This window comes from Streptomyces sp. NPDC052036 (assembly GCF_040680495.1).
Classification (GTDB): domain Bacteria; phylum Actinomycetota; class Actinomycetes; order Streptomycetales; family Streptomycetaceae; genus Streptomyces.
In genome coordinates, this window is sequence record NZ_JBFAWW010000077.1 from 1 (window position 1) to 12177 (window position 12177).

The 12177-nt window shown below is 70.9% G+C and carries 7 protein-coding genes; 6 read left to right on the plus strand and 1 reads right to left on the minus strand.

The features are described 5' to 3' along the window. Positions 1-693: 693 nt before the first annotated feature. On the plus strand, positions 694-2064 hold the full coding sequence (locus tag AB0L95_RS40965; RefSeq protein WP_365171614.1) for a hypothetical protein: 1371 nt from the start codon (positions 694-696) through the stop codon (positions 2062-2064). Between the two features lie 44 nt (positions 2065-2108). On the opposite strand, the gene AB0L95_RS40970 is transcribed toward AB0L95_RS40965, so the two are convergent. Continuing rightward, positions 2109-3686, minus strand: a complete 1578-nt coding sequence (locus AB0L95_RS40970) for a Na+/H+ antiporter (protein WP_365171616.1) — start codon at positions 3684-3686, stop codon at positions 2109-2111. 233 nt (positions 3687-3919) lie between these two features. Between AB0L95_RS40970 and AB0L95_RS40975 the strand changes: the two genes are divergently transcribed. The 5 genes from AB0L95_RS40975 to kdpB form a co-directional block, all read left to right on the plus strand. Next, positions 3920-6415 (plus strand): ATP-binding protein, encoded by a 2496-nt coding sequence (locus tag AB0L95_RS40975; protein ID WP_365171618.1) that lies wholly within the window; start codon positions 3920-3922, stop codon positions 6413-6415. Between the two features lie 172 nt (positions 6416-6587). Next, positions 6588-8450 carry an NAD-binding protein gene (locus tag AB0L95_RS40980; RefSeq protein WP_365171620.1) on the plus strand — a complete coding sequence of 621 codons (1863 nt, stop codon included), beginning with the start codon at positions 6588-6590 and terminating at the stop codon, positions 8448-8450. 301 nt (positions 8451-8751) lie between these two features. Continuing rightward, positions 8752-8841, plus strand: coding sequence for a K(+)-transporting ATPase subunit F (gene kdpF, locus AB0L95_RS40985; protein WP_016434100.1), 90 nt, complete (start codon positions 8752-8754; stop codon positions 8839-8841). An 8-nt stretch (positions 8842-8849) separates the two neighbouring features. Next, on the plus strand, positions 8850-10514 hold the full coding sequence (gene kdpA, locus AB0L95_RS40990; protein WP_365171622.1) for a potassium-transporting ATPase subunit KdpA: 1665 nt from the start codon (positions 8850-8852) through the stop codon (positions 10512-10514). Continuing rightward, positions 10511-12177 (plus strand): potassium-transporting ATPase subunit KdpB (kdpB, locus tag AB0L95_RS40995; RefSeq protein WP_365171624.1); only part of this gene is annotated, 1667 nt, incomplete at its 3' end. The genes kdpA and kdpB, both read left to right, overlap by 4 nt.

The following is a 12177-nucleotide window of genomic DNA, read 5'->3' on the forward strand; positions in this document are numbered from 1 at the left end:
GCGGCACGGGGGGTGCCGGCGGGACCTTCGGGGGGGCCGCGGTAACCTTGCACACGTTGGGGTGGGGGGGGGTCACACGCACCCGGGCGGGGCCCGGGGGGGGCGGGGGCCCCGGCACCGCACGGGTGGCGCACGGACGCCGCGCGGGACGACGAAAGACGCCGTGCGGGGGCCTGCCCCATGGACACGCGGCGGAGACCGCCTTCGCGTCGCTACGGAGTGACGACTCCTCACTCGGGGGCCGCTGACGTCCGCGGCCCCCGGGAGGCCGACAGCAAATCTAGCCCCGTTCCCCGTCACGGCCGTCCCGCTCGGCAGGGAATTTGCGGCACCCATACGGGCCCGCGCCGACGCCGTCAAGGGCGCGTCAAGCGCGCCTGGCACGGCGTCAGGGGCGCATCAACACGGGCCGTTGACGGCCTGAACCCGTCGCAGACTGATCGGCAACGGGGGACGGGCGACCGTCCGTGGCGTGATGTTGGAGGGACCGTGACTCTCACGGCCGGAACAGCGCAGGGTCCTCGGACCGAGGGGGGCGCATCGCCACGGCAAGGGGTGGTCGTCTCGTCAGGGGGCAGCCCCGGACTGCTGAGAAGAGGGAGTTCGCGGACGGGCGGACGCGGTCCGGGGCAGCGCCTCCGACAACGGGCCGCGGCCGCGCGGACCGCTCTGCGCCGCCGCTACTGGGCATCCGTGCCCGCGCGGATGCGCCTTCTGCGCGCGGCCACGGTCCTGCTCGCCGCCGCCCTCGCCGTCCTGCTGACGGTGGCGGGGCTCACCGTCCTGGGTGCGTGGAGCAGCGTGGCCGACCGTGACGCGCCCCGCACCACCAGCGCCGCCGATCTCGATCTGGCCCTGAACGACATGGACGCCCAGGCCGCCAACATCCTGCTGTCGAACGGCGATGCGGGCAAGGGGCGCCTGCCGACGCCGTACACCAAGGCCGTCGGCTTCTACGGTGACGCCCGACGGGAGATCGGCCACGATCTGCGCACCCTCGCCGTCGCCGCGCAGGGCAGCCGCACCGACGAGAAGACCGTGGAGTCGCTGACCGACGACTTCGCCGAGTACCAGGAGCTGATCGGCCGGGCACTGGAGAACGACGGCCACAGCGGGGGCAAGGCCGCCGCCCTCGCGGAGCATCGCCGCGCGACCGACCTCCTACGGACGCAACTCCTGCCCGCCGCAAGCACCTTGGTCTCCTCGAACAACGCGGCCTTCGACACCGAGTACGCCTCGGCCCGCTCCACCCTGGACGCCCAACTCGTCGCGGTCCTCGCCCTCGGCGCGCTGCTGCTGGCCGTGCTCGGCGTCCTTCAGCGGTACCTGACCCGCAGCTTCCGGCGCATCCTCAACCCCGGGATGCTCGCCGCCACCGTCTGCACTCTGCTGGCGATGATCCTGGGATCCCAGATGCTGTCCGCCTCCGCCGCACACCTGCGTGTGGCCCGGCACGACGCCTTCGACTCCGTCGTCGCCCTCTCCCGTGCCCGCGCCATCGCCTACGACGCCAACGCCGACGAGAGCCGCTATCTGCTCGATCCGCAGCGTCGCGCGCAGTACGAGGAGTCGTTCCTCGCCAAGTCCCAGCAGCTGTACGGCGTGAAGGACGCGACGCTGTCGACGTACGACGCGGAACTGGCCACCACCTGGCAGGCGTACCGCACCGACCACCACGACCTTCGCTTCACCGGGGAGTTCCGCCGCGAGCTGGACAACATCACCTTTCCCGGCGAGCGGGCCGCGGCCGAGCAGACGGTGCAGACGTACGCCGTCTACCAGCGCGACGACCGGAAGATCCGCGCGCTGCTGACGGCCGGCAGGGAGCGGGAGGCGGCCGAGTTCTGCATGGGCTGGGAGCCGGGTACCTCCAACGCGCACTTCGGAGCGTGGATGGCCGCCCTGGACAAGGTGGCGGGCATCAACCGTGCCCACTTCACCTCCTCCGTCGGCGCGGGCCGCTCGGCCGTGAACGGCCTGCTTCCGTGGGCGGACGGATTGTCGGCGGCGGCTGCCCTGCTGTGCATGCTCGGACTGCGGCCGAGGCTGGCCGAGTTCGTTTAGAGCTTCCGAACAACATGGGCGCCCGGCTCGCGAGTTCGGAGCTCTCAGGCGTCCGTCAGCCGGGCCTCCTCCAGATCCAGGGCGCGCTGGAGGCGCCGGCGGGTGGTGTCGCTGATGCGGTGCGCGTCGTACAGGCTCTGCAGTTCCGACGTCTCCACCGCTATCAGGTCGCGACGCAGTTGGCGGTAGACCAGGTCGGCGGACTCGGTGGCCACGCTGTCGGTGCCCTCGCTCTCCGTGAGGCGGTCACGGGCGTCCTCCAGACGGGCGGTCAGGCCCCGGCGGAGCCGGTCGAGGACGACATCCGGCACGACCTCCAGCTCCGCGAGTTCCTCCAGACGAGCAAGGCCGGCATGGGCCAGGCGGGAGCGGGCCTGGGCCTCCTCGCGCGCTGTGTGGGCGGGCTCCAGGGCGATGCCGGAGGCACGGACGACTGGAGCGAGGGTGAAGCCCTGTACGACGAGGGTGACGACCACGACCGCGGTGGTCAGGACCAGCACCAGCGGCCGCTCGGCGAGCGTCGTGCCGTTCCCGGCGACCTCCGGGATGGACAGGGCGGCGGCCAGCGGCATCACTCCGCGGGTGCCCGCCCAGGTCAGCACGACCGGGATGCGCCAGTTGAGCCGGCCGATCCCGCCTTTGCGCTGCACGACCGCCGACAAGGGCGCCAGCCACAGCAGGCGCACGGCGACGAGCGTGGCGGCCACCGCGAGGGCGTACAGCGGCCAGGACCGGTCACCGTCCGCCAGCGCCCGCACCTGGGAGGGGAGAGCCAGCCCTATGAGGCTGAACACCACGCTCTCCAGAAGGAAGACCACCGTGCCGTAGACCGCGTGCAACTGGAGCCGTATGCGGGCGTTGGTGAGCCGGTCGCCGCGTCCGCCGAGGACCACACCGGCCACCACACACGAGGTGACGCCGGAGGTGTGCGCCGCCTCGGCCAGCAGATAGGCGGCATACGGGGTGACCAGCGCGATGACCGTCTCCAGCACCGGGTCCTCGGTACGGCGCCGGATCAGTGTGATGACACCCGCCACCGCCGCCCCGATCACCGTGCCGCCGCCCGCGAGCACCAGGAACTCCGAGCCCGCCGCGCCCCAGTTCGCGGCGGCCGAGGCCACGGCGATGCCCGCCGCCACCCGGACCAGCACCAGCGAGGTCGCGTCGTTGAACAGGCTCTCCGCCTGCACCAGGACCTGCACCCTGGGCGGGAGGGCGAGTCGGCGGCCGAGTGCGGTCACCGCCACCGGGTCGGTGCTGGCGAGCACCGCGCCCAGCACGAACGCCATCTGCCAGGACAGAGGAGTCACGAGCGCCGCCACCGCTCCCACGGCCGCCGCGGAGGCGAGAACCAGGCCGATGGCGAGGACCCCGACCGGCTTCCACACCGCGCGCAGCTCCCGCCAGGGCATGTCCTCGGCGCTCGCGTACAGCAGCGGCGGCAGTACGACGAGGCCGATGACCTCGGGGCTGATCCGGATCTCGGGGGTGCCCGGAAGCAGGGCCACGGCGAGACCGGCGACCACGAGCAGGGACGGGGCGGGAATGCGCCACCGCCGAGCGAAGGTGGCGACCACCGTGGCGAGCACCACGAGGGCGAGAACCGTACCGACGCTGCGCATGCCGTCCCCCTGGGAATGCGGAAGCCACTCTGGCTTCCGGCCGACCAGACTTCCCGGCACACCGGCTCCCACCCTATCGGGCGAGACCGTATCAAGACAGTGTCAAGGTCGCCGGGACCGGCGCCAAGGAACCGCTAACAACCGCACCGACCGCCCTGCGGAAAGGCTTCCTTGAGAGGAGGAACCCTCCCGCGAAGGGGAGTTGGATCAGTGAGCGGAGCGCGTCGGCGGCGATGAGTGACGTACGGCCCGGACGACTGAAGGTCTACCTCGGGGCGGCCCCGGGGGTGGGCAAAACCTACCGGATGCTCGACGAGGGGCGGCGCCGCGCCGCCCGCGGTGCCGACGTGGTGATCGGTTTCGCGGAGTGCCACGGACGCCGGCACACGGAGGCGATGCTCGACGGCCTGGAGACCGTCTCCCGGGCCTCGTGCTCATACCGGGGCGGGCAGTTCCAGGAGATGGACCTGGCCGCGGTGCTCGCCCGGCGCCCGCAGGTCGCCATCGTGGACGAGTTCGCCCACAGCAACGTTCCCGGCGACGGCCGCAACCCCAAACGCTGGCAGGACATCGAGGAACTCCTCGCGGCGGGTGTCGATGTGATCACCGCGCTGAACATCCAGCACCTGGAGTCCCTCAACGACGTGGTCGAGAAGATCACCGGGGTGCCCCAGCACGAGACCGTGCCGGACGAGGTCGTACGACGCGCCTGGCAGATCGAGCTGGTGGACATGCCGCCCGAGGGGCTGCGCCGCCGTATGGCGCACGGCAACATCTACGCCCCCGAGAAGATCGACGCGGCCCTCGCCAACTACTTCCGGCCCGGCAATCTCACCGCCCTGCGCCAGCTGGCGCTGCTGTGGGTGGCCGACCGGGTCGACGAAGCGCTCCAGGAGTACCGGTCGCAGCACGGCATAGGCCGGGTGTGGGAGACGCGCGAGCGGGTGGTCGTCGCCCTGACCGGCGGTCCGGAGGGCGACACCCTGGTCCGCAGAGCCGCACGGATCGCGGACCGGTCGGCCGGCGGGGACCTGCTCGCCGTGCACGTGGCGCGCAGCGACGGGCTCGCGGCCGGTGTCTCGCACGCCTCGCTGGCCCGCCAGCGCAGACTCGTGGAGGACCTCGGCGGCAGCTACCACTCGGTCGTCGGCGACGACGTCGCCACCGCCCTGGTGGAGTTCGCCCGCGCCGAGAACGCCACCCAGCTCGTGCTGGGCACCAGCCGCCGCAGTCGGCTGGCCCGGTTCCTCACCGGGTCCGGCACCGGGGAGACGGTCACCGAGCTCTCCGGGGACATCGACATTCACCGGGTCACCCACGAGCGCGCCGGACGGGGCACACTCCTGCCGTCCCGCCGGCGCACGCTGTCGACCGCCCGGCTGATCGCCGGCCCGGTGGCCGGCCTGGTGCTGCCCCTGCTCCTCACCGTCCTCCTCGCCCAGCTGCGCGGGACACTGAACCTGACCAGCGAGGCCCTGCTGTTCCTGCTCGCCGTGGTGGGCGTGGCCTGCATAGGCGGCGTCGCCTCGGCGGTGATCGCCTCGGTGACGGCGTCCCTGCTCCTCAACTACTGGTTCATCCCGCCCATCGGACAGTTCACTCTCGACGACCCGAACGCACTGGTGGCCCTGACGGTGTTCGCGATCGTGGCGGCGACCGTGGCCGCGGTCGTCGACCGGTCCCTGCGCCTGTCGCGCCGCTCAGCCCGGGCGACGGCCGAGGCGGAGACCATGTCGTCCCTGGCCGGCAGCATCGTGCGCGGAGAGGCCACCATCCCGGCCCTGCTGGACCGGACGCGCGAGACCTTCGGCATGGAGTCGGCGGACCTGGTGGAAGAGCCCCCCGACGCGGCCGGGGTCACGGCCGTACCCGCGGGCCCCGGCGCCTACCTCGCGTTGTGCGGCCGTACCCTCTCCTCCTCCGAGCGACGGGTACTGGCCGCGTTCGCCGCACACGTCGGCTCCGCCGTGGAGCGGGCCCGGCTGGCCGAGGCGGCGGCCGAGGTCGAACCCGTGAAGGCCGCCGACCGGCTGCGCACGGCCCTGCTGCGGGCCGTCGGGCACGACCTGCGCACCCCGCTCGCCGCCGGCTGGGCCGCCGTCACCTCCCTGCGCAGCCGCGATGTCGCCTTCTCCGAACAGGACCGCGACGAGCTCCTCGCCACCGCCGACGAGTCCATGGCCAAGCTCAATCGCCTGGTGGAGAACCTTCTCGACCTCAGCCGCCTGGAGGCCGGCGCCCTCACCCTGAATCTGCGGGCGACCTTCTTGGAGGAGGTGCTGCCCCCGGCCCTGGCGGACGTGCCGGAGGTCGAGGTGTCGGACATGGAGGACATCCCGCCGGTGCTGACCGACCCGCCGCTGCTGGAGCGCGTGATAGCCAACCTGGTCGGCAACGCCGCCCGCCACACACCGCCCGGGAAGAAAGTGCTGGTCACCGCCAGCGCCCTGGCGGGCAGGGTGGAGCTGCGGATCGTGGACCGGGGACCCGGTCTGCCCGTCGACGGCCGGGAGCGGCTCTTCGAGCCCTTCCAGCGGCTGGGCGACACCGACAACACCACCGGCCTCGGCCTCGGTCTCGCGCTCGCGCGCGGCCTGACCGAGGCGATGAACGGCACCCTCAGCCCCGAGGACACCCCCGGAGGCGGCCTCACGATGGTGGTGTCGCTGCCGTTCGCGGCACTGACGGCGGGTACCGAACCGACCGGGCGGAGCGTGGGGCGCGCGTGACGATCCCTCGCGGGACCGGTGCGACAGGGAAGCCGGGCCCTGCGGACTTCCTTACGTCATCTTGACGCGGGACCGGCCTTCCGCCGGGAACCGTGGCAGGCTCCCGCCGTTCCTTTCTGATGTGACGTCAACTCTCCATCAAGATCGGTACCTTGGCCGACGCTCCCAGCACATGGTGATCTGCGGTGACGACGGACTCGCGCACCGGCTCGCCCTGGAACTGGACGGGGTGTGCGGCGAGGTCGTCACCGTGGTGCTGCCGTCCCGGGACGACGAGTACGGTGCCGGGATCGCCGCACTGCACGACGACCCGCGGTCACCGGTCGAGCTGCTCGTCTCCGCACGCCCGGACGAGCGGACCCTGCGGGCCGCCGGTGTCGAGCGGGCCTCCGCGCTCGCCCTCACCTACGGCGACGACCAGGTCAACATGACCGCCGCCCTGCTGGCTCGCACCCTCAACCCGTCCGTGCGGCTGGTGGTGCGGATGTTTCACCGCGAGCGCGGCCGCCATCTGGAGCGGCTCCTGGATCGTGCCGCCGGCCTGTCCGAGGACCTGGCGCAGGACTCCTCCGCCACGGTGCTCTCCGACGCCGACACGGCCGTATCGGAACTCGTGGCGGCCGCCACCGTCGGCCACGGCCACACCCTGCAGGTCGAGGACAAGGTGTTCCGCGGCGTCGTACGCCCGGCCGGGAGCCCGCCGCAGACCACCGACCTGGCCACCCTCGCCGTGCTGTCCGGCGCTCACCAGGACGACCCGGCGAGCCAGGACAGCCCGGAGACGCCCGGCGAGGACGGCACCCAACTGCTGCCGGACTCCCGGACCGCTTACCACCGGCAGTTCACTCACGGCCGGCTGATGCTGGATGAGGTCACCCACCACCAAGTGCCCGAACCGGTGCGTCGCAGCCGGCGCGCTCGCATCCGCGCGTGGCTCCGGGCGCGCCTCGCACACCTGCCGTGGAGGGTGTTCCTCTCTCGCGAGGTCACCGCCGTCTTCGGCGCGCTCGGTGCGATGGTGCTGGCCCTGGGCGCCGCCACGGCGCTGTTCGCGGACGAGCATCCGTGGTGGAAGAACCTGTACCTGCCGATGCTGGACATCTTCACGATGGGCGACCCGGCCACGAACGAGTCGGTCGCCCGGCGCATACTCCAGCTCGTCGCCGGATTCGTGGGCCTGGCCGTGCTCCCGCTCGTCGTGGCCGCGACGCTGAACGCCACCGAGGCCTTCCGTGCCGCCTCAGCGACCCATCCGCCCGACGAGGATACGGCCGGCCACATCGTCCTCGTCGGCCTGGGGAAGATCGGTACCCGCGTGCTGGCCCAGCTGCGCAGCATGGATCACCGGGTGGTGGTGATCGAACGCGACCCGCACGCGCGCGGTGTCGCACTCGCCCGTGAACTGGGCGTGCCGCTGATCCTCCAGGACGCCACCGCCCCAGGGGTGCTCGACCTGGCCCGCGTCCAGGGCAGCCGCTCGCTGCTCGTCCTCACCCGAGACGACGGCCAGAACCTGGACATCGTCATGGCCGCCCGGGAGAGCAACCCGGCGGTACGCGTGGTCATGCGGCTCTACGACGACGATCTGGCCGCGACCGTCCAGCGCACCCTGCGGGCCTCCTACCCTGACGCGCTCACCCGCAGCCGAAGCGTCTCCGCGCTGGCCGCGCCGTCCTTCGCTGCCGCGATGATGGGCCGCCATGTGCTCGGCGTGATGCCGGTGGAGCGGGGCTCTCTGCTGTTCACCTGTGTGGACGTGGCCGGGCACCCAGAGCTGGAGGGACGCTCGGTGCACGAGGCGTTCCGGGAGAACGAGTGGCGGGTGCTCGCCGTCGGGGCGGCGGGTCCCGCGGTGGAGGTCTCCTCCATGGACACCCTCACCGGCCTGCGGGTGGACCGCTCCGGCTTCGGCTGGCGTCCGCCGCAGGGCCGGGTGCTGCGGGCCGGTGACCGCGTGGTGCTGGCGACGACGCGGCGCGGGCTGGACATCCTCATGACGGGAGTGCAGCCGCATCCGGCGAACCGGAGGGACTGACCCGTTCCGTCCTCGTCCGGCCTGCTGCGCTGCCGCCTGGAGCGAGCGACGTCACCGACTGTCACGACTTCCTACTCACCGGTACGGGCAGGGGTCGTAAGAGTCCCGTCAAAGCCGAAGGGGCCGCCGTAAGGGACGCATCAACAACGACCGGATCCGGCCAGCGGGACGGTTTCCTCTAACCGTCCCGTTTCAACCGAACCTCATTCCAGGAGTTCGCGATGGCCGATGTGGCCTTCGTCGTCACCGTGCTCGCGGCTTTCGCGCTGGTGGCTCTCGTCGCCAAGGGGGTGACGAAGCTGTGACTGCCGAGAACATCGTCGGTCTTGTCGTGGCCGTCGCCCTGCTGGGCTATCTCGTCCTCGCCTTGATCTTCCCGGAGAGGTTCTGAGAAACGACATGGGTCCCGAACTCGCAGGCGTTCTCCAGCTGCTCGCCCTCATAGGCGCGCTGGCGCTCGTCTACGTCCCCGTCGGCAACTACATGGCCAAGGTCTACGAATCGCGTAAGCACCTGCGCGTCGAGAAGTGGATCTACAAGGCCATCGGTGCCAACCCCGATGCCGAGATGACCTGGCCCGCGTATCTGCGCGGTGTGCTGGCCTTCTCGGCGGTCAGCGTCCTCTTCCTCTACCTCCTCCAGCGGCTTCAGGGCGTCCTGCCGGGCTCTCTGCACTTCTCCTCGGTGAACCCGGCGCAGTCGTTCAACACGGCCGTGTCGTTCGTGACCAACACGAACTGGCAGTCGTACTACGGCGAGCAGACCATGGGTCACGTCGTGCAGACCGCCGGTCTGGCCGTGCAGAACTTCCTCTCGGCCGCTGTCGGCATCGCCGTCGCTGTCGCCCTGGTGCGCGGCTTCGCCCGCTCGCGCACCGGTGAGCTGGGCAACTTCTGGGCCGACCTGGTGCGCGGTACGCTGCGCATCCTGGTGCCGGGCGCCGCGGTCGCCGCGGTGATCCTGGTGGCGTGCGGTGTGATCCAGAACTTCTCCGGCATCCACGAGGTCGGTCAGTTCATGGGCGGCTCGCAGCAGTGGAACGGTGGCGCGGTCGCCTCCCAGGAGGCCATCAAGGAGCTGGGCACCAACGGCGGCGGTTACTTCAACGCCAACAGCGCCCACCCCTTCGAGAACCCGACCCCGTTCACCAACCTCTTCGAGATCTTCCTGATCCTGGTCATCCCGTTCGGGCTGACCCGCACGTTTGGTGTGATGGTCGGCAACGTGAAGCAGGGCTACACGATCCTCGCCACGATGTTCACCATCTGGCTGGGCTTCACCGCGCTGATGATGTGGACCGAGTTCGCCCACCACGGCCCGGCGCTCCAGGCCGCGGGCGGCGCGATGGAGGGCAAGGAGGTCCGCTTCGGCATCGGCGGCTCCTCGATCTTCGCGGTGTCGACCACGCTCACCTCGACCGGTGCGGTGGACTCCTTCCACTCCTCCTTCACCGGCCTCGGCGGCGGCATCACCATGCTCAGCATGATGCTGGGCGAGATCGCGCCCGGCGGTACCGGCTCCGGCCTCTACGGCATGCTGATCATGGCGGTCATCGCGGTGTTCATCGCTGGTCTGATGGTCGGCCGGACGCCCGAGTACCTGGGCAAGAAGATCGGCGGACGCGAGATGAAGCTCGCCGCCTGCTACATCCTCATCACCCCCGCCCTGGTACTGGTCTTCACGGCGGCCTCCATGGCCCTGCCGACCCCGCCGCACTCGATGCTGAACTCCGGCGCGCACGGCTTCTCCGAAGTCCTGTACGCGTTCACGTCGGCGTCGAACAACAACGGCTCGGCCTTCGCCGGCCTGAACGCGAACACGGACTGGTACAACACCATGACCGGGCTCGCGATGCTGTTCGGCCGCTTCCTGCCCATGATCTTCGTCCTGGCGCTGGCCGGCTCGCTCGCCGAGCAGAAGCCGGTCCCGGAGACCGCGGGCACCCTGCGCACCGAGAAGCCGCTGTTCACCGGCCTGCTGGTGGGCGCGATCCTGATCATCACCGGTCTGACCTACTTCCCGGCCCTGGCCCTGGGCCCGCTCGCGGAGGGGCTGGCGTCATGACCACTGGCATAGACAAGCAAGAGGACTCGATGTCCACAGCCACTCCCACCCGGGCGCCGCACAGCGACGTCCCCACCGGGCACAAGCCCGCCGAGGGCCGTGTCGGAGCGGGCCTCTTCGACCCCAAGGCACTGGTCAAGTCCCTGCCGGACGCGATGCGCAAGCTCGACCCGCGGGTGATGGTCAAGTCGCCCGTGATGTTCGTGGTGTGGATCGGCTCCGTCCTCACCACCGTCTTCTCCTTCCAGCACCCGGGTGACTGGTTCGGCTGGGCGATCAGTGCCTGGCTGTGGCTGACCGTGGTCTTCGCCAACCTGGCGGAGGCGGTCGCCGAGGGCCGGGGCAAGGCGCAGGCGGACACCCTGCGCAAGGCCAAGACCGACACGGTCGCGCGCCGACTGCTCGCGGACGGCACCTCCGAGGAGGAGGTGCCCGGCACCGCCCTGACCATCGGTGACCTGGTCGTCTGCGAGGCCGGCGACATCATCCCCGGTGACGGCGACGTCGTCGAGGGTGTCGCCTCGGTCGACGAGTCGGCCATCACCGGTGAGTCCGCGCCGGTCATCCGTGAGTCCGGCGGTGACCGCTCGGCTGTGACGGGCGGTACGAAGGTGCTGTCCGACCGGATCGTCATCAAGATCACGACGAAGCCCGGCGAGACCTTCATCGACCGGATGATCAACCTGGTTGAGGGCGCGGCCCGGCAGAAGACGCCGAACGAGATCGCCCTGAACATCCTGCTGGCCTCGCTGACCATTGTCTTCCTGCTGGCGGTGGCGACCCTGCCGCCGTTCGCGACCTTCGCGGGTACCCACCTGACCATGGTCGTGCTGGTCGCCCTGCTGGTCTGCCTGATCCCGACCACGATCGGCGCCCTGCTCTCTGCGATCGGTATCGCGGGCATGGACCGTCTGGTGCAGCGCAACGTGCTGGCGATGTCGGGCCGTGCGGTCGAGGCCGCCGGTGACGTGTCCACGCTGCTGCTCGACAAGACAGGCACCATCACCCTCGGCAACCGGCAGGCCGCCGAGTTCGTGCCGGTGCGCGGGACGACGGAGGCCGAGGTCGCGGACGCGGCCCAACTGTCCTCCCTCGCGGACGAGACCCCCGAGGGCCGTTCCATCGTCGTCCTGGCGAAGGAGAAGTACGGGCTGCGCGAGCGGCACCAGGGCGAGCTGGCGCACGCCGAGTGGATCGAGTTCACCGCCCAGACCCGCATGTCGGGTGTGGACGTGGACGGCAGGAAGATCCGCAAGGGCGCGACCGCCTCGGTGATCGCCTGGGTGAAGGAGCACAACGGCACTGTCGCAGAGGATGCCGACACCGTCGCCAACCGGATCTCCGAGGCGGGCGGCACCCCGTTGCTCGTCGCCGTCAAGGACGACAAGGGCGCTCGCGTCCTGGGTGTCATCTACCTCAAGGACGTCGTCAAGGCGGGCATGCGGGAGCGGTTCGAGGAGCTGCGCCGCATGGGCATCAAGACGGTCATGATCACGGGTGACAACCCGCTGACCGCCAAGGCGATCGCGGAGGAGGCCGGCGTCGACGACTTCCTAGCCGAGGCCACCCCCGAGGACAAGATGGCGCTGATCAAGCGGGAGCAGGCCGGCGGCAAGCTGGTGGCGATGACCGGTGACGGCACCAACGACGCCCCGGCGCTGGC

Coding starts and splice junctions, on each gene's coding strand:
- kdpA (WP_365171622.1), top strand. CDS start 8,850: ATGGGTCCCGAACTCGCAGGCGTTCTCCAGCTGCTCGCCCTCATAGGC.
- AB0L95_RS40975 (WP_365171618.1), top strand. CDS start 3,920: ATGAGTGACGTACGGCCCGGACGACTGAAGGTCTACCTCGGGGCGGCC.
- AB0L95_RS40980 (WP_365171620.1), top strand. CDS start 6,588: ATGGTGATCTGCGGTGACGACGGACTCGCGCACCGGCTCGCCCTGGAA.
- AB0L95_RS40970 (WP_365171616.1), bottom strand. CDS start 3,686: ATGCGCAGCGTCGGTACGGTTCTCGCCCTCGTGGTGCTCGCCACGGTG.